At 44.4% G+C, this 18,547-nt stretch carries 14 protein-coding genes; 10 read left to right on the top strand and 4 right to left on the bottom strand.

Annotation, left to right across the window (positions count from 1 at the left end; genetic code table 11):
• Positions 1-14: 14 nt before the first annotated feature.
• The 7 genes from DN748_RS04630 to DN748_RS04600 all read left to right on the top strand — a co-directional run bounded on the left by DN748_RS04630 (position 15) and on the right by DN748_RS04600 (position 12,535).
• Positions 15-1,229 (top strand): endonuclease/exonuclease/phosphatase family protein, encoded by a 1,215-nt coding sequence (locus DN748_RS04630; RefSeq protein WP_161554466.1) that lies wholly within the window; start codon positions 15-17, stop codon positions 1,227-1,229.
• Positions 1,230-1,422: 193 nt separating this feature from the next.
• A complete protein-coding gene (locus DN748_RS04625) occupies positions 1,423-2,583 on the top strand; it encodes a fibrobacter succinogenes major paralogous domain-containing protein (RefSeq protein ID WP_112370602.1) in 1,161 nt (386 codons plus the stop codon).
• An 859-nt stretch (positions 2,584-3,442) separates the two neighbouring features.
• The gene (locus DN748_RS04620; protein ID WP_201741425.1) at positions 3,443-5,224 is read left to right on the top strand and encodes a hypothetical protein; all 1,782 of its coding nucleotides are present in this window, start codon (positions 3,443-3,445) and stop codon (positions 5,222-5,224) included.
• Positions 5,225-5,347: 123 nt separating this feature from the next.
• A complete protein-coding gene (locus DN748_RS04615; protein ID WP_112370812.1) occupies positions 5,348-6,196 on the top strand; it encodes a glycerophosphodiester phosphodiesterase family protein in 849 nt (282 codons plus the stop codon).
• A gap of 101 nt (positions 6,197-6,297) precedes the next feature.
• Complete coding sequence (locus DN748_RS04610) at positions 6,298-7,848, top strand: sulfatase family protein (protein ID WP_236636790.1); 1,551 nt, start codon at positions 6,298-6,300, stop codon at positions 7,846-7,848.
• A 612-nt stretch (positions 7,849-8,460) separates the two neighbouring features.
• Positions 8,461-10,848, top strand: a complete 2,388-nt coding sequence (locus tag DN748_RS04605) for an FAD-dependent oxidoreductase (RefSeq protein ID WP_112370811.1) — start codon at positions 8,461-8,463, stop codon at positions 10,846-10,848.
• A gap of 10 nt (positions 10,849-10,858) precedes the next feature.
• Positions 10,859-12,535 (top strand): sodium:solute symporter family protein, encoded by a 1,677-nt coding sequence (locus tag DN748_RS04600; RefSeq protein ID WP_201741424.1) that lies wholly within the window; start codon positions 10,859-10,861, stop codon positions 12,533-12,535.
• A 63-nt stretch (positions 12,536-12,598) separates the two neighbouring features.
• Here DN748_RS04600 and DN748_RS04595 read toward each other — a convergent pair whose 3' ends face one another.
• Genes DN748_RS04595 through DN748_RS04580 form a run of 4 tightly spaced genes read right to left on the bottom strand, consistent with a single transcriptional unit; the run spans position 12,599 to position 15,583 of the window.
• Positions 12,599-13,321: a head GIN domain-containing protein gene (locus DN748_RS04595; protein ID WP_112370599.1), complete on the bottom strand. Its 723-nt coding sequence runs from the start codon at positions 13,319-13,321 to the stop codon at positions 12,599-12,601.
• A 31-nt stretch (positions 13,322-13,352) separates the two neighbouring features.
• The gene (locus tag DN748_RS04590) at positions 13,353-14,438 is read right to left on the bottom strand and encodes a DUF4097 family beta strand repeat-containing protein (RefSeq protein WP_112370598.1); all 1,086 of its coding nucleotides are present in this window, start codon (positions 14,436-14,438) and stop codon (positions 13,353-13,355) included.
• Entirely contained in the window at positions 14,419-15,009 is a 591-nt protein-coding gene (locus DN748_RS04585) for a hypothetical protein (RefSeq protein ID WP_112370597.1), read from the bottom strand. The genes DN748_RS04590 and DN748_RS04585 overlap by 20 nt, the downstream gene beginning before the upstream one ends.
• Before the next feature lie 10 nt (positions 15,010-15,019).
• Positions 15,020-15,583 carry an RNA polymerase sigma factor gene (locus tag DN748_RS04580; protein ID WP_112370596.1) on the bottom strand — a complete coding sequence of 188 codons (564 nt, stop codon included), beginning with the start codon at positions 15,581-15,583 and terminating at the stop codon, positions 15,020-15,022.
• 463 nt (positions 15,584-16,046) lie between these two features.
• On the opposite strand from DN748_RS04580, the gene DN748_RS04575 reads away from it, so the two are divergent.
• The 3 genes from DN748_RS04575 to DN748_RS04565 all read left to right on the top strand — a co-directional run bounded on the left by DN748_RS04575 (position 16,047) and on the right by DN748_RS04565 (position 18,451).
• Entirely contained in the window at positions 16,047-16,391 is a 345-nt protein-coding gene (locus tag DN748_RS04575; protein ID WP_146746557.1) for a hypothetical protein, read from the top strand.
• Entirely contained in the window at positions 16,378-16,677 is a 300-nt protein-coding gene (locus tag DN748_RS04570) for a hypothetical protein (RefSeq protein ID WP_112370594.1), read from the top strand. The genes DN748_RS04575 and DN748_RS04570 overlap by 14 nt, the downstream gene beginning before the upstream one ends.
• 151 nt (positions 16,678-16,828) lie before the next feature.
• A complete protein-coding gene (locus DN748_RS04565) occupies positions 16,829-18,451 on the top strand; it encodes a PepSY-associated TM helix domain-containing protein (protein WP_112370593.1) in 1,623 nt (540 codons plus the stop codon).
• The last annotated feature ends 96 nt before the right edge of the window (positions 18,452-18,547 follow it).

Below are 18,547 nucleotides of genomic sequence, written 5' to 3'. Positions count from 1 at the left end.
TGAATATGAATAAAATGAAAAAAATATACCTGTTGATCTGTTCGCTGTTGTTTGTTATGATTTTAGCGTGCAGTTCGAAAAGTGAAGACGAAGAAGGAACGGCTAAAATGGCAGCTCCGGATTTTACTGCCCAGAACAGTTATATGGACAGGTTGGTTTTGAATTGGGAAACCTTGTCCGGTGCAACCGAATATGAGGTTCGATATTCCGATGCGGAAAATATGACAGATGCAGAGTTAATAAAAACCGGGAAAACCTTCGTCGATATCGAAAACCTGGAAAAAGGGAGTAGTTATTTTTTCCAGGTGAGGGCACAGTTGAAATCGGGTTGGACAGATTGGTCAGCGATCAATCAAATTAATACTGCCTCCTTTGAGGCTTCTATTACCACTTATAATGTCCTCGGTGTAGAAGCTGACCCGAATGTAGAACCGGAATACGCCTGGCACCTGCGCAAGGAAGCGCTTAAGGCGATGATATTGCAGGCGAATAATAATCCGGATATTATTGCTTTTCAGGAGACGACTACGGTAGCACCTGAGATAAAGGAGATGATCGGTGAAAATTATGATAGCCATATTTCAGAAAGAGAGGTGTCAGCAAGGCTGATAAGCTGGAAACCCGGTAAGTTTGAATTGGTCAGCTACAACGATGATATTGATATTTTCGGATCGGAAGTCACAGGACGTAATACGGCGCGTTATATCGCACATGTAAGACTCCGGGAAATTGAAACCGGAAAGGAGATATTAGTATACAATGTACATGTACCTGCCTCCACCAACCTGCCTAAGAAAGACGGACAGAGAATCCGCCAGATAGGGGCGCGTAATTTGGCCGAATATGTGAAACAAGAAGTTAAGGAGTCCGGATTACCCGCAGTCGTACTGGGCGACCTCAATAATTATTTTGATACGGTAGTGGAAGGAATTAAATCGGCTCCCAAGGTATTGAGTGAAAATGGTTTTGCAGATACGTTTCAGGAAGCACCAACACGCACAAATGAAGATTATAGTACCACTGTAAACAGGGCGACTTCTTCGGTAAAACCGGGTGAAAATGGCTCACGACGGTTGGATTATATTTTTGTATATCCCGGGGAACAGGTGTCTATAGGGGATTATAGTATTATTATTAATTTTAGTGAAGGATCTTCCACACGGTTACAGGAACCTGTACCTTCAGATCATCATCCCGTAAAATCTGTTTTGTATTTTTCATACGATTGATATAACGACACCGGGTTGATGGTATCTAAGGATCGGAAGATTTATCATTTTTATTAAGGAAAAGGATTGGGTATCGGGAATCATGATGTCGTACTCTCTTGAATATCCGATAAAGAAGACCAGGAAAGTAAGTGTCTTTTAATCCTTAACCAGCTACTCGTACTTTTTAAATATAAATATAAAATGAACTAATATGAGAAGGACCACCAAAACCATATTTTACCGATTAACACTATTCTTGTTTTCGGCTTTGCTCATAAGCGCATGTAGTGAAGAAGATAATGACAGAGGCTATACCGGCCATGAAGTAAAGCAATCGTTTAATGTTATCGTGAGTTTTGATTCGTTAAATCAGCCCGACATCGATGACATGCTGAATATAGATTTGTATTATTCCGAAATAAGTGGCAAAAACAGAGTTGGTCTGAACCCTGATTTTTCATTTCGTTATGAATTGACAAAGGAGAATATTGATAAGGGGATGGATATTCCCTTTAAATTCTTTGAGAAAAAGGATCAAATATATTTAGGGGCCCACCTGGATACTGACCGGGACGGGAGAATAAATTTTGGCGATCTTGCTGTTTTTTATAATGACAAATCTCTCCAGGATATAGAATCCGGTGTAGGAACGCTATATAATATAGCAGACGAAGAATCCGTAGCGTTGACATTAAACCATAAAGTTGAAGAGATCGTAATCGAAAAAGTCAAAGATTACGATGGTAATGAGTATGAAACCGTTGTTATCGGGGATCAGGAGTGGTTTGCCGAAAATTTGAAAGTTACCCATTACAATAATGGAGATCCTATTGTTACCGGATTAAATAATAGTGAATGGTCTGATGCAACGGAAGGAGCATATACTGTTTACCCGTATGAAAATATCGAGGGAATGGATTCGGAGCAGGATGTTATTGACAGGTACGGGCTGCTTTACAACTGGAAGGTTGTAGACAATCCGAAAGGAATTTGCCCGGAAGGGTGGAAAGTGCCGACTGACGATGATTGGAAAATATTAGAGGAAACCATTGGAATGAACCAGGATGAACTGGATGAAGCTGGTTGGAGAGGAAATGTGGCGCCGCTTTTGATGAGTACTGACGGGTGGTTGGAAGGTGGTAATGAGGCCAAAGATCAATTTGGATTCCGGGCGTTGCCTAATGGTGCCAGATATCCTGATGGAAGTTATAACAGAGAAAAAAGCCATGCTTATTTCTGGACTTCAACACCCAGTGGAACACAGGGGGACAGGGGAATCAGGCGTCTTGTTTTATATAATAATCCTGGTATAAACAGGTCAAACAGGCCTGCGACAGAAGGTCAGTGCATACGGTGTATTAAAATAAAGTAAAACATATTTATTTTAATTTACCTGTATTGAAAACTTAAATAGGGATATGCAAAAAAACTTAACGCTTTGTCTTGTCATTATAGGGATAATAAGTATTCAAAAATCTTTTACTCAGGATCTCTTTCTTTACAATGAAAATTTGAATTTGCAGTGGAAGAAAACCCCGGCGGGATTTACGTTACATGCCATTCGGGTAAAAGAGGATGAAAATGATATTGTGCTGGAACATCCTTCAGGTGAATATCTTTATCTGTACGCCAAAGACCGACCCGAAGGAGACCCTTTATTAACGGAAGTTAACGAAAGGGCACGGACGTTCCCTGATAGTATATACGGGCATTTTTTTGATCGCTGGAAAAACAGCTTGTCCGCTGTTCCCTTAAATAAGGAGGGTACGGCAACAGCATTTTTCCCATCCCTTTCGGAGCAGAGAAATAATAAGATAATGTTCTCTCATGATACCGACCGGGCTTTTATAAAAGCAATCTGGGAACTTGATCCTCGTCATAAGAATGATATTCTGGTACATTATCAGTTAACCGCAAAAAAAGACGGTTATTTTTCGATAGCAAGCCCCACTCTGACTACAATTTCTGAAGATAACCTGAGTTGGGGAATGGTTCCCGGTTATTTTCAGGGAAATACCCTGGAACCTGATCTTGTCCTTTCTTACGGATATGGACAGGGTATACCCGAGTTACCTGTACTTTTAAGAGAGCGTGCAGCAAGTACCCTTTCTCCCCTGATCAGTTCGAACGAGGGATATACCATATCTGTAATCCCGGAACCGGGACAGGGGCGTAATCCTTGGAAATACGATTACAGGACACACAACGATTGGAACCTTGGATTGTCGATCATGAACCGGGACAGGGAGTTGACCCCGGTAGTATATCACCCGGTTTTGGGAGAACAGGGGTCATACCTCAAAGAAGGAGATACCCTTTCCTTCCATTTTCGGTATACACTTCAGGCAACAGATTGGTACCCTGTTTACAAGCATGCAATCAATGATATTTATCGTTTTCCGGATTTCCTGAAATTGAAGGATACTGAAGAGTCCCTGTCTGACAGGCTTTTGGCCCTATCCCGATATGTGAAGGATGATTCCATATCTATGTGGAATATCCAATCTTATCAAAACCTGAAAATAGGAGCACAGGATTATTTGAGCAGTGTTTATGATAAGGACGATGATGCCATGAAGAATTCGGATTATGGGGCGATGTGGATGTTGTCGAATATGACCGACAGCTCACTTAAGAAAGGGCGTCTGCCCTATGCAAGAAACTTTAAGATTGCTCAGCAGGAAGACGAATCCGGTTTTTTTCAGGGAGCAGCCAAAGGGCAGTATTATTTATGGAAAAGCAAACGTTTTGTAGAAGAATGGGGCAACTATGTAGAACCCATAGGTCTTACATATTACGTTATGCTCGATATAGGTAATATGCTTCTTTTTAATCCGGAAGACACCTTGTTAAGGCAACAATTACGCCTTGGGGCGGATAAGTTGCTGGATTGGCAGCATCCTGACGGGCGTTGGGAAGTAGCATATGACCGGGAGACAGAAAATCCGGTTTTTACTGATGTAAAGGATTTAAGACCTACTTTTTACGGACTGGTGGTGGCGAGCAGAATATTGGGTGATGAAAAGTATCTTCGGGCAGCCCGAAACGGAGCGGACTGGTTTATCAGAAATGCTGTTGACAAAGGTCATTTTTTAGGAGTGTGTGGAGATTTCAGGTTTGCTCCTGATTTTGCCACTGCCCAAAGTGTACAGGCGCTTCTCGATCTTTATGAATTGACGGAAGATGAACGTTATAGGGATGCAGCTATAAAAGCTGCCCGTTTTTATACGACTTATATTTACACACATCCTGTCCCTGATCGGACTGAAAAAAATGTCAATGGTATTGAGAGGGAGGACTGGGAGATCAGCCAGGCAGGATTGAGAGTAGAACAAAATGGGCTATTGGGATCTGCCAATGATAATGGCCCTATCTTATTGGCAAGTCACGCCGGAATGTTTGTCAGGCTATATCAACTTACCCGGGACTCACTGTTTATTAATATGGCCCGGGCTGCTGTCTGGGGACGGGATGCTTTTGTCAATCCCGAAACGAGAGTACAATCCTATTACTGGAAATCAATGGATGCAGGTGTCGGACGTTATCCTCATCATGCATGGTGGCAGATTGGCTGGATAACCGATTATTTATTATCGGAAGTAAAATTGCGTTCTAAAGGGAAAATCGATTTCCCCGCTGGGTTTATTACTCCTAAAGTAGGACCCCATAAAACTTATGGTTTTGAAATGGGGAATATTTTCGGAAAGCCGGCCGAATTGTTCTTGAAGCAAAAAATGATCACCATGAGCAACTCCCGTATTGATTTTGTAGGAGCGATCAACTCCAGGTCAAAGAAGCTGTATGTTATATTGCTTAATAACAGTACCGGAAAACAGGTTACGGATATTCTTGTGGAACGGGAAAAGATCACACCTTATAAGGAATCAAATAAAGGAGACACCATACTTTATGACGAAGAAGGAAATCGAATAAAAAAGTTTATGGATAATGGGGGGAATTTTAAGGTGGAATTGCCAGCCTATGGCCTTCGGGTCATTGAGATGGATATTTAGTAGGGACCCAGCAAATATGATAAACCAGGAAACAGTTTAACTATCATGAGGGAAAATAATAAGATCAATTTTCAGAAAACTTTCCTTTTTTGTGGAATCATAATATCATTGGTGTCATGTTCTATGAACCCGAAACCAGCAGAATTTCCAGCCTTTGATCGAGAAAGTCATCGTGGAGGCCGAGGGGTGATGCCGGAAAATACAATTCCTTCCATGCTTTATAGTCTTTCGATAGATGGAATAACAACGCTGGAGATGGATGTAAAAGTGACAGCAGATGGAAAACTTGTATTGAGTCATGATGATTATTTGAATCCGTGGTTTACGCGGAAACCAAATGGAGAAGATCTAAGAGAAGAAGAAAAAGAGAATTATCCCATCATGCAAATGACGTATGATGAATTGAAGCAATATGATGTAGGATTGAAAGCCCATCATCTTTTTCCGAGCCAACGTAAAATGGCAGTTTCCATACCGTTATTGGAAGACGTAATCGATTCGGTACAGTGTTTCATTGAAAAAAAGGGTAGAGCGCAGGTTTTTTACAATATTGAAACTAAATCTTCAGTAAGCGGAGATAATACTTTAAACCCGACTCCGGAGGTATTTGTACAATTGTTAATGGATGTAATCACAAGAAAGGGAATCATGCCTTACGTTATTATACAGTCTGCCGATGTCCGGACCTTGCAGGTGCTAAAAGAGAATTATCCCTATATAAGAACTTCATATCTGGTGGGAAGCAGAAGGAAAGACTTCACACTGGAGGATAATCTGGAATTATTGGGATTTGAACCTGATATCTACAGTCCGAATTTTAAATATCTGACCCGGGAAGAAGTAGATAAATGTCATGAAAGAGGAATGAAGGTAGTGGCCTGGACTCCTAATACCAAAGAAGAAATTGATATGCTGAAATTGATGGGGGTGGATGGTATTATTACGGATTATCCGGAATTATTGGTTGAATGAATAGTTCATTGAAAAAAAATAAGATGAAAGTCAAAAATCACCCATGCGTCAGTATACTTCTTTTTTTTCTAATTACGTCGATAATTATCGGATGTGATAACATGGAAAAAAGTAAGACTATTGAACAACCCCCTAAAAAGCCCAACATTATCTTTATAATGTCCGATGACCATGCATATCAGGCTATCAGTGCTTATGGTAGTAAACTGATCCAAACTCCGAATATTGATCGTATTGCTAAAGAAGGGATTTTATTCACCAATGCAACAGTTACCAATTCGATATGTGCGCCTTCCCGTGCAGTGATTTTAACCGGAAAACATAGTCACATTAATGGAAAAATAGATAATATCAGTAAGTTTGATACAACGAACATTACTTTTCCCCAACTATTACAGAAAAAGGGGTATCAAACCGCTATGTTTGGAAAACTACATTTTGGAAATAACCCTAAAGGTTTTGACGAGTTTAAAATTTTACCTGGGCAAGGGAGTTATTACAATCCTGAATTTATTACTAATAAAGGAGACACCATTATTCACGGCTACGTAACTGATATTATAACGGATCTTACCATTGATTGGCTCAATAATCGACGAAAAGCTGACAGACCATTTTTCTTAATGTGTTTGCAAAAAGCTCCACATAGGCCATGGTTACCTTCTAAAAGACATTATAAGGAGTATGCTAAGAAGAAATTTTCCTTACCCCAAACCCTCTTGGACCATTACAGTAATAGGGGAACTGCTGCTAAAACTGCAAAAATGAGTATTCTGAAGGATATGAATCTTAATTATGATAATAAAGTTGATCTGAAGATCATCAAAAAACTGGGAATTAAGGAAAGAAAAATAAATTCAGGTTTATCCAGAATGGATCAAATTCAAAAAATGAGCTGGGATAGTGTTTACTATCCTGTTTCAGAGGAGTTTGAGAAATTATATTCTACAATGGATGATGAGGATTTGCTAAAATGGAAATATCAACGTTATATGCAAGATTATCTGGGAACTATAGCAGGAATTGATGAAAATGTAGGGCGTTTACTGGATTATATCGAGAAAAATAAATTGGATAAAAATACTATAATAGTTTATACTTCGGATCAAGGATTCTATCTTGGGGAGCATGGTTGGTTCGATAAAAGGTTTATGTATGAGGAATCGTTTAAAACACCTTTATTAATCAAATGGCCTAATAAAATTACACCTGGTATTACCGAAGATGAAATGGTACAAAATCTCGATTTTGCTCAAACTTTTTTGGAAATATCAGGAATCAAGGCCCCTGAAGATATGCAGGGAAAGAGTTTGTTGCCATTACTGAAAGGGGAAAAAGAAAAATGGGATCGTGATGCAGTTTACTACCATTATTATCAATATCCTACAACTCATGCAGTGAAAAGGCATTATGGTATTGCCACCAAGAATTATAAACTCATCCATTTTTATTATGATATTGATGAATGGGAATTATATGATAGGAAAAGAGATCCGGAGGAAATGTATAATGTATTTGAGGATCCCGAATATTTAGACGTGGTTAAAAGGATGAAAGAAAAATTAAAAGCAATACGTAAGAAGTATAATGATTCTGTAGAATTGGACAATTACTATATCAGACTCTATGAAGAACGAAATAGAAGTATATGAAGTTTAAGGGAAAGCAAAATTTCAGGGTTTTATCGAGGGTTTTTTATGTTCTTTCTATTTTAGAATTTGTCCGGAGTGATTAAAGAAGTATTGGCTTGTAAAATATTAAGAAGATAAGGGCTCGTGCAGTTAAATATATCCAGATAGTATTTATCATGGGAAATGCAATTAATGTTTCATGAAGCTGTAGAAACTGATAAATCTTCTATAGCAGATAAATAGTTATAGATAATTAAAGATAAAGGTTAGCGTGACAGAATTCTCTTTTTTGAATCACGTCATGTCTTATTAGGTAATCAACCACGGGTCTGTTTTTTAGGATAAGAAAGGCTTTGGGGTAGTCTCTTTCTGCACTGATTACTTTCGCAGTGTTTCAAATTTATGTAAGAAAATACCTGATTATGTTGTAAAATATCTAAAAAACATTGAGATATACTGATCTCTTTTCTGTGAAATAATGATTGAGAATAGATAACAAGAAAAAATATTTGTTTATGCTAATGGTTTTTCTTTTCTTTGATTTTAAACCAGACCAGACCAGTATAGTTTTGTCGGTTTGAGTTAAAAAGGTCAATGTTTAATATCGGGAAAAAAGGTAAAGAAGACAGGATTATGATAAAAAAAGGTTATGAATTAAAGAGAGCGTTAAAGAGCGAAATTCATCATACGGAGCTGGCGGTTATAGGTGGGGGACTTTCCGGGGTGTGTACGGCCATTACGGCGGCGCGAAAGGGGATCAGGGTAGTATTGATCCAGGACAGGCCGGTACTGGGGGGAAATTCATCCAGTGAAGTGCGCCTGTGGATCCTCGGGGCCACTTCCCATCTCGGCAATAACAACAGGTGGAGCCGTGAGGGCGGGGTTATCGATGAGATCCTGGTGGAAAACATGTACCGGAACAGGGAAGGGAACCCCCTGATCCTGGATATGATCCTCCTCGATAAGGTAAAGAGTGAACCCAACATAACGCTGCTGTTAAACACTGCTGTTTATGAAGTGTATAAACCGGAAGCAGACAGGATCGGGTCGGTAAAAGGGTTCTGCAGCCAGAATTCTACCGAATATGTGGTCCATGCTCCGCTGTTCTGTGATGCTTCGGGCGACGGTATTGTGGGTTTTCTTTCCGGATCGGCATTCCGGATGGGAGCGGAAAGGCAGGAGGAATTCGGAGAGAAATTTGCCCCTACCGAGGAATACGGGGAATTGCTGGGGCACAGCCTGTATTTTTACAGCAAGGATACCGGAAGGCCGGTAAAGTATAAAGCCCCGGATTTTGCAATGGATGTACGCAGGGAAATCCCCCGGTTCAGGAGTTTTAATGCCAAAGAGTACGGATGTAAACTCTGGTGGCTGGAATACGGGGGGCGGATGGATACGATACACGATACCGAAAAGATCAAGTGGGAACTGTGGAAGATCGTGTACGGCGCGTGGGATTATATCAAGAATTCGGGGGAGTACCCGGAAGCGGAGACCATGACCCTGGAATGGGTGGGGATGATCCCGGGAAAGCGGGAGAGCCGCAGGTTTGAAGGGGATTATATATTACGCCAGCAGGATATTGTGGAGCAAAAGGCGCACGATGATGCCGTGGCCTATGGCGGATGGTCTATCGACCTGCACCCTGCAGACGGTGTGTTCAGCGAAAAACCGGGCTGCAACCAGTGGCATTCCAAAGGGATATACCAGATACCTTACCGCTGCCTGTACAGCAGAAATATTAAAAATCTTTTCCTGGCAGGGCGCATTATCAGTACCACCCATGTGGCTTTTGCTTCTACCCGGGTCATGGCCACGGCAGCCTATATCGGGCAGGCCATAGGCATGGCGGCCTATATTGCCCGGGAAAAGGCACCGGCAGAAGTAGAATTTGCGGAAATGGAACAGCACCGATATTATCCCGGAGGAGGAGAGGGGCCTGTACATAAAGCGGCCGGAAATGACATCTGTACTGCGAAAAGATATCTGGATCCCCGGGATATTATAAGCAAGGGCTTTATCGGTGATCTGCAGCAGGAATTGCTGAAAAGCGGGCAGCATATTCCCGGGCTTGCCCTGCATGATGAGCTCGACCTGGTACGGCAGGCTACCCTGGAGGTCTCCGGTACCTTTTGCCTGGATACCCTGAATGCAGATCTTGTACTGCCCCTGGATATTTCCGTGGCCCAGCTGCTTCCCCTGAAACAGGGAAGAGTACCTTCCCTGACTTTTGACCTGGCCGTTCTGAAAAACACTACCGTGGAGGTCGAGTTGAGGACCAGTTCCAGGACAGGTAATTTTACCCCCGATGTCATCCTGGAAAAGAAATCGGTGGAAACAAAGCAGGGGCGGAGAACGCTTAAGCTTGAATTTTCTGCAGTGATGGAAGAGGAAGCCTATGCCTTTCTGATCCTGCGTGAAAACCCGGATATCAAACTGTTCCGTTCCTCCCTCAGGCTTACCGGGGTGTTATCTGCATTTAACCTGGTGAATAAGGCGGTGTCGAACTTCGGGAAACAGACCCCTCCGGAAGACATAGGGATGGATACTTTTGAGTTCTGGTGCCCCCAGCGGCGCCCGGAAGGGCACAATTTAGCCCTGAGCATCGATCCGCCGCTGCAGCCTTTTGATAAGGAGAATATCCGGAACGGGGTTTACAGGCCTACTACGTCACCCAATGCCTGGGTGGCCGATCTGAACGATAAGCGCCCGACCGTCCGTATCCGCTGGGAGAACCCTGAAAGGATAAGCAGGATCGACCTGTTTTTCGATACCGATTACGATCATCCCATGGAAAGCGTCCTGATGGGGCACCCGGAAGATGTGATGCCGTTTTGTGTCAGGAATTACCATATCCTTGACGACCGGGGGAATGTATTGTATAAAAAAGAGGGGAATTACCAGACGATAAATAATGTATTTTTGGAAGATCCGGTAACGACGGGGGAGCTGACTATCGTGCTGGAACATCCTTCGGCCAATGTTCCCGCTGCACTGTTCGGGGTTCGTTGTTACCGTTAAAGAGATAGCTATGGGAATTCTGGATTATATCGTAATGCTTGTCTTTACAGGTATTATAGTAGCGGCAGGGCTGTCTTTCGGAAAAACGGGCAATTCGATGAAGTCGTATTTTGCCGCCGGGGGCGCCGTACCGTGGCAGATCAGTTCGCTGTCCTTGTTTATGAGCTTTTTTTCTGCAGGGACCTTTGTCGTATGGGGCTCCATAGCCTATGAGTACGGTTTTGTATCGGTAGCCATTCAGCTCACCATGTGCCTGGGCGGATTTTTTGTCGGGATGTTTATCGCTCCTGCCTGGCAGCGGTCGCGGGCCCTGACAGCAGCTCAATTCGTATCTGAAAGGCTGGGGATCACCATACAGAAATTCTACAGTTACCTTATCCTGCTGATCTCTTTAATGTATACCGGGGCCTTTCTGTACCCGGTAGCCAAGATCATCAATGTGTCTACCGGGTTTCCGATAGAAGCCTGTATTCTGGCATTGGGGGCCCTGATCATTATCTATACGGTGGTAGGGGGCTTATGGGGGGTCATGATCACTGATGTGGTACAGTTTATCGTACTTACGGGGGCCGTACTTATTGTGGTACCCCTGGCTTTTGACAGTATAGGGGGGATAGATACCCTGTTCCGGGATGCACCGGAAGGTTTCTTTATGCCGGTGAATGAAGAATATTCCTGGCTGTTCTTACTGGCCTTCGGAGTCTATAACGGCATATTTATAGGCGGGAACTGGGCTTATGTACAGCGCTATACCAGTGTAGACAGCCCTGCATCGGCAAAAAAGGTAGGATATCTCTTTGCCGCACTATACCTGGTCAGTCCCCTGATCTGGATGTTACCTCCCGTGATATACCGCCTGGTAAACCCGGGTTTGTCGGGACTGGAAAGTGAAGGGGCCTACCTGATGATGTGCAAGGAAGTGCTTCCCCGGGGGCTGATCGGCCTGATGCTGGGAGGGATGGTCTTTGCCACGGCGAGTTCTGTCAATACGACCCTGAACCTGGCCGCCGCAGTATTTACCAACGACCTGTACCGGTCGGTACGCCCGGATACCAGGCCCGCGCACCTGATGGTGATCGCGAAACTGGCCGTTGTTGTTTTCGGGCTCATGACGATCGGTGTAGCCTTGCTGGTGCCTTCTGCCGGGGGAATTGTGGAGATTGTACTGAGTGTGGGCGCCGTTACCGGGTGTTCGCTCTACGGCCCGCCTGTCTGGGCCTTGTTTTCGAAACATCATACGGGAAAGTCCGTTTTGTGGTGCACGATCTTAGGGCTTTCCCTGAATGTTTATCTTAAATTTTTTCATCCCCTCTTTACCGGTATTTCGTTGAGCCGGGCCGAAGAAATGCTGGCAGGGGCCCTTATTCCGGTGATACTTCTCGGAGCCTATGAGATCTGGGCGGGGAGCAGGGGAAAAGTATCGGATGATTACCTCCGTTACAAGTCCGTTCACCGTAAAACCGCAGATGAAAAGCAGGCTGCCGAAGATTTAAAGAGCAGTGAGGCACAGAACAGTTTCGGACTCCGCGTGCTGGCCAGGACTATGGCCGTAACTGCGATCATATTTATAATCCTGGCCCTGATGACAGATCATAAAGCGTTGTGGATAACGCTCTCTGTAGGGATAGTGGTCGGATTGATCTCCTGGATGATCTACAGGAAGCTGCCGGAATACCGCGGGATATGACCCCCGGGGGGTGTGTTATAATACAAGTCCCCGCAATATCGGGGACCTGTAACGCGTCGGATTTCACCCTTCTTTTTTTATTTTTCCGGAACCGGATACCTTCGAATCTTCTTTAGGGTTGCCCTTGTACAGCACGCTTCCCGAACCGGATATCCTTGCGGTGAGTTGCTGTGCGCAGTACACCCGGATATCGCCGGAGCCCGATACCGACAGGTCGGCTTCGTCGGTGGTGAGTTCAAAGGCGTGAATATCCCCGGAACCGGAAACCTGACCCTTGTAATTTTTTGCTTTTCCCCTGAGCTTTATATCTCCCGAACCCGCGATATTGCTCTCGACCCTGTCGGCTTCCACGGTGAGGTCTATGTCGCCCGATCCTGCCAGGCTGGTACTGAAACCGGAAGCCCTGACCGGGGATTTCCCGGTAATGCTTCCGGAGCCGGCCAGCGATACTGCTGAAATTTCTTCGAACGGAATGGTGACCAGTATCTTTTTTCGCGGCCTCAGGTTGATACCCCTGGTGGTTTTGATCTTCAGGGTACTTCCCTTTACCTCGGTTTCTATGTATTCCAGGAGGTTTTCTTCGGCTTCTATGGTAATATGGCCTTCCCCGCCGGATACCAGGACAACGTCAAACATGCCGGCAACACCTATTTCGTCGTAATTTGCCGTTTCCCGGTCGGTTTTGACAACCTTTCCGTTCCCGGTTATTTTCTTGTTCCCAAACCATTGTGCATTTGTAGCTGACACAAATGACATGGCGATGCAAAGTGTGATGATTTTTTTCATTTTTGATCTGTGATTTAATGCAGGTCACGGTTTAGTTCCGGTATAGGGTAACTCCCCCGTAATCTGAAGTGATGGTTAATGTTCTGGCCGGGGAATTACCGTAAGAACCCTTGTAGTACTTCTCCGTGCCTGTTTCCCGTTTTATGTCGTATTCGAAACTGTCTTCTCCTTTAAACCCGGCATAATCCAGTTTTATTTCGAAGTCAAAACTGTAATTCTGATCAAATCCTATCCTGATCCCGGTATAATCGGACCGGATATTGACATTGCCGGCATCCGCAGCCAGTTCCGATATTTTTATGGAACCGTAATCAGAAGTAATTCCGAGGTCCCCGTGTACCGTCCCGATCCTGGTAGACAGGTAGTCCCCGCTTCCCCGGATGCTTTTTGCCTTTTCCACGTTCAGGCTGCCGTAATCACAGGAGTATTCGAGCTTGCCGATCTCATGGATCTCCGATGAGGTATAGTCCGCACTCAGGTTGAGGTGTTCCGTTTTTTCGAGGATAAAACCGGAATAGTCGGCACTGATGGTCCCCCCTTTCATATAAGAGATGGTGGACTTGGTGGTGTAATCGAAAGACAATTCATTGTTGTCCGCATACAGTTCGCCCAGGTCCAGTTTCCCGTAGTCACAGCTTATTCTGGCCTTGCCTTTCAGGCGGTCGAGGCGGATGCTTCCGTAATCATTGCTCAGGTCTACATTATTGGTCGCAGGGAGTTTGACGGTGTAGTTTATTTCCATGCTGACATTGCCGCCCGAGCTCCATCTCCATTTTTTACTGCCAAATACGGTTCTGGCGGAAACCATGCTTTTGCCGGCTTCGAACTCCACGTCGATCTCGTCGAGTTTTTGCTGTACCTTTTCCTCGTTGTTCCCGTTGGTCCTGATATGAACTTCGATCTCTATACGGTTTTGTTCCCAGGAGGTGATATAAATATTCCCGTAGGAATTATTTACCTTTAACAGCGCACTGGCATTCACATCAAACGATTTCTCGATTTTCTTTTCCTTGCTGTAACGTCCGTTCCACTTTGTTCCCGGCCCGTGGGCGAGTGCTATTACCGGGAAGGCAATAGCGAGCATAAGGGTCCCGATCCTATATCCTGTTTTCTTCATGACTTTCCTGTGTTACTTGTTTTAATGCTTTTGTTTCCTCGATCTGCTCCATGACGTTTTGCAAGAGGGTGATCCTCGTCTGAAAATTGGTGATCATGGCATGGAGCAGTTTTTTACTGTATCCGTTGCGCTGTAATTCTTGTTCCAGTTTGTTGTAGTCATTCTCCATGAGGGCCAGTCGTTCCAGGGCATCCTCCATGATGGTCCTCGTTTCTTCGGTATCTGCATTTTCCCTTATTTTCTGCAGCTCTTCCCGGATAAGAGAGGAGAAATAATACTGTGTTCTTTTCAGTTCCGGATTGGTTTGTATTTCTTCCGTTTCGGGGGCCATATCGACCGGGGAAGGCGGCGGGATCCGGAATACGATCCAGCCCAGCCCGAGCAATACGACAAGAGACGCTGCAACCGATAAGGTCCTCCATAAATTTTTCGGAGGTCCCGTCCTGGTTTTCGTGCCTGCGCAGGCCGAAAGTTTTTCCAGGAAGCGATCGCGGTGGTCTGCACGGGGGGCTTCGGTATCGAAATGCCCCTCGGGTTTATCGAATAGTTCGTCTATCGGATCTTTTTTCATCGTGTTCGTTTTATTCCGTTTCCATCACGGAAACCAGTTTTTTTCTCAGGCTTTCCCTGGCCCTGCTGATCGTTGTCCTGCAGTTGGCATAACTGATCTGCATGATATCGCTTATTTCGTCATAGTCATACCCTTCGATTAAATATAAGGTCAAAGAAACTCTGTAATTGTCCTTTAATGTCTTCATGGTTTCCAGAACTTTTTGAGCCTTGATATCTGTAAACTCATGGTCGGGAGCAATACCGTCGTTATCTTCGACCTTATGCAATGCTTCATTCATCGGGACCTTCCGGTTTTGCTGTTGTTTCCGGAAGCTGTAAATACTGTCATTGACCACGATCCGCTTCAGCCAGGCCCCGAAAGTCACCTCGCCCCGGAAGGTGTCCAGTTTGGTAAATGCCTTCAGGAAAGACTCCTGCATGATATCTTCGGCTTCCGCCTCGTCTTTTACGATCCTGAGGGCAGTATTGTACATGGCCCTGTAATAGCGGTTGTAAATGGCGATCTGTGCCTTGGTATTTCCGTGTTTGCACTGCTCGAGTAACTGTTCCGTATGTTTATCCTGTAGGCTCAAAAAGGATTTGTTTTTCAATATAAAGATGAAGGTCGGGAATGATTGTTACAGTTCAGACGATTTTTTTAATTTTTTTTGAGGGGGACTATCTCTTTGGTTGCTGGTAGCAGGTTACGAGTTACAGGTTGAGCTCATGATTCCAAAACCGTCTTACGGATTATTTTACAAGGACATACAAAGACACCCAGCTCTGTGAACGTTTCTGAAATCACAGCCTGTAGGTAAATCTGATACCCGCCGTTTTAATCGTAACCGGAGAGGTGATATTTCAACGTCTAACAGTTAAAGCAATTTCCCCGATCGGATAACAGGTAAGACTTTGCTACAGGGCCTGGGAGAATTTCAATAAAATCATAGCTCAGACATCTGTATTTAAATTTAATTTAAATAAAATTGGTTGATCCGTATTCCGTTATTATATTTGTCGCTGTTTAGAATTAGTCAAAATAAAATGTATCAGAATATGACTACCCTGATTGTCGTCATTACTTTTTTAGGGTTTTATGCATTTTACAATACTTCGAGGCGGGCAGTGTTGAGCAAGTCCCTGCGAATAGAGAAGTGGCTGCAGGTGCATACCGCGGAAAGTAAAATAGCCGGATCGTGTATGCTTTTTGCAGGGCTGTCGCTCTCTGTCCTGTATTATGGTACCGGGGCGGGGATATTTGCTTTTTTTGTTATACTGATGACCCTGGGAAGCCTTGTTGTTATAGTATCTCCCCTGAAGTTTATAAATTACCGGGGAGTCCTGGTTATTGCGATTCTTTCTTTTGTCGTCGAATTAATCCTGCCTTATGCCGGCCAATAAAAAATACCTGACGCGGTCGCCCTGGCAGCGTTTTGCGAAAATTACTGCTGGTTTTATAGGAGGATATATGGTAACGACCTCGGTACATATAGCACTGGCGTTCTGGCTGGATCACGTCAATGTGATCATGACACTGCGCTATGCCGGGTTCTTGTTGTGGGGAGCACTTTTAATATTGGCGTTCCTGGCGAAGAACGGATGGAAGGTATGGGGAATATATCTTTTGCTGACCCTCTTTTTCGCGGTGTTCATCTACCTCGGAAAAACGTATAATCCTCTTGTGTAAGAGGAAACCGGACCTGTCCTGATCCGAAAATAGTCCATGACCTCGGAGCAGGTTCGCGAGGCATAAACCGGAAGTCCCGAAAAAACATTTCGACGCAAGCGTCGGAGCATTTTAAATCTCACTTAGTGAGTAAAAACCAAGACCGATCCTGATGGATAACAGAATATACAATGTTCTTTTCAACACCCATACCATTAGTGGCATCGTTATAAGTGCCGCATTGTACGTTATTTTTTTTGCAGGTTCTTTTTCCTTTTTCCGGGATGAGATCATCAGTTGGGAGCGCAATGAAACCGTAAGCAGTGCAGCATTGAACGATGCCGGTCTCAATGTCCTGCTCGACAGTATAAGGGAGAGAACCCCCCTCTACGGAAGAGATATAAGCTTTAACCAGTACTACGAGGAGAAAAGGGTATCGGTGAATATCACGGCAAGTAAGGATACGCTGGCTCCTGAAGAGGCCAGGGCCGGGACGTTCTTCTATATGGACAAGGAGAATGCCGAAAGCTATGATTATTACAGTTCCTATTCCATAGGAGAACTGCTGTACCGGCTTCACTTTTTTGCCCAGCTCAACTTTTACGGTACTTCCGGATATCTGCTGGCCGGCCTGGTCGCTTTTTTCTTTTTGTTTGCCGTAATTACCGGGGTGCTGGTACACTGGAACAAGATCGTTTCCAATTTTTACCTGTTCAGGCCACGGGCCAAACTGAAAGCGATGTGGACCGATGCACATACCGCACTGGGAATACTGGGATTGCCTTACCAGTTTGTCTTTGCACTTACCGGAACCTATCTCATGATAGGGGCCAGTGTCATGGCTCCCCCGGTGGTTTCCCTGGTGTATAATAATGATACGGCAAAAATGTATGAGGATTTTGGCTATGGAGCCTCCGGGTATGAGTTGCAGGGCAGGGCAGGGAACGGGGTCCCGGATGTGGATGCTTATGTGGATAAGGTTCACGAGACATGGCCCGATTTTGATATAAGATGGGTGACTGTAATGAATTACGGCGATACCAATATGCATATCGCTGTAGAGGGACTGGCCCGGAATACGAGCAGTTTTACCGGAAAGGGAAAGATGGTCTTCAGGGCAGGTACCGGGGAGGTGGTATATACGAAGGATCCGTTTAAGGATTTTAACTATGTGGATGCGGCAACGAATGTACTCAACAAGTTGCATTTCGGGGATTTTGGCGGACGGGGATTGCGCATTGTTTATTTCGTGTTGGGTATTGTGTCCTGTTTTGTGATTATCTCCGGGGTCATGATCTGGCTGGTGGCCCGTGACAGAAAGAGTGTTTCCGAAAGCAAGCGGCGCTTTAATGCGTGGTTGGTGTGGATATATATCGCCGTATGCCTGAGCATGTACCCCGCAACAGCGTTTACTTTTGTAGCCGTGAAGGTGCTGGTACATGATTTTGATCCTTCGAGGGTAACACAGATATACCGGATATTTTTCTATAGCTGGCTCGTATTGACGGTGTTGTTTACGGTAAAGAGGGATAATTATTTTACCAATAAATACACCCTTATCAGCGGATCGCTGATAGGGTTCCTGGTGCCGGTGGCTAACGGACTGGTATCGGGCAACTGGATATGGGTGACCCTCAGGGCGGGGCATTATGACATATTCTTTGTGGATGTGTTCTGGATACTGCTCTCGGTAACTACCCTTATTATAGCCCTGAAACTGAAAAAACAGAAAGTGCCCGGCCGTCCCGTAAAGCAGGGGAGGGCAGTGCCGAAAGATAAGGCACCGGTAGTATGACGAATGGTAAAAAACCTTGTTCGGAGTCCGGAAAAGCAGAAAGGCTCTTGTGTTATTTCCGGTATTTCCCGGAAATATTTTAATCTTTTAAACCTT

Origin of the sequence: Sinomicrobium soli, from assembly GCF_003285545.1 — a bacterium.
In the GTDB taxonomy this organism is placed as follows: Bacteria; Bacteroidota; Bacteroidia; order Flavobacteriales; family Flavobacteriaceae; genus Sinomicrobium.
Note: the sequence above shows the minus strand (reverse complement) of the source record. Positions and strands in the feature narration are given on the sequence as shown.

Excerpts from the sequence above, each read along its gene's own strand:
- DN748_RS04630 (WP_161554466.1), top strand. The coding sequence starts at position 15 with ATGAAAAAAATATACCTGTTGATCTGTTCGCTGTTGTTTGTTATGATT.
- DN748_RS04615 (WP_112370812.1), top strand. The coding sequence starts at position 5,348 with ATGAACCCGAAACCAGCAGAATTTCCAGCCTTTGATCGAGAAAGTCAT.
- DN748_RS04585 (WP_112370597.1), bottom strand. The coding sequence starts at position 15,009 with ATGAAAAAAGATCCGATAGACGAACTATTCGATAAACCCGAGGGGCAT.
- DN748_RS04570 (WP_112370594.1), top strand. The coding sequence starts at position 16,378 with ATGCCGGCCAATAAAAAATACCTGACGCGGTCGCCCTGGCAGCGTTTT.
- DN748_RS04575 (WP_146746557.1), top strand. The coding sequence starts at position 16,047 with ATGACTACCCTGATTGTCGTCATTACTTTTTTAGGGTTTTATGCATTT.
- DN748_RS04590 (WP_112370598.1), bottom strand. The coding sequence starts at position 14,438 with ATGAAGAAAACAGGATATAGGATCGGGACCCTTATGCTCGCTATTGCC.
- DN748_RS04565 (WP_112370593.1), top strand. The coding sequence starts at position 16,829 with ATGGATAACAGAATATACAATGTTCTTTTCAACACCCATACCATTAGT.
- DN748_RS04620 (WP_201741425.1), top strand. The coding sequence starts at position 3,443 with ATGAACCGGGACAGGGAGTTGACCCCGGTAGTATATCACCCGGTTTTG.
- DN748_RS04625 (WP_112370602.1), top strand. The coding sequence starts at position 1,423 with ATGAGAAGGACCACCAAAACCATATTTTACCGATTAACACTATTCTTG.
- DN748_RS04600 (WP_201741424.1), top strand. The coding sequence starts at position 10,859 with ATGGGAATTCTGGATTATATCGTAATGCTTGTCTTTACAGGTATTATA.
- DN748_RS04605 (WP_112370811.1), top strand. The coding sequence starts at position 8,461 with ATGATAAAAAAAGGTTATGAATTAAAGAGAGCGTTAAAGAGCGAAATT.
- DN748_RS04610 (WP_236636790.1), top strand. The coding sequence starts at position 6,298 with ATGGAAAAAAGTAAGACTATTGAACAACCCCCTAAAAAGCCCAACATT.
- DN748_RS04595 (WP_112370599.1), bottom strand. The coding sequence starts at position 13,321 with ATGAAAAAAATCATCACACTTTGCATCGCCATGTCATTTGTGTCAGCT.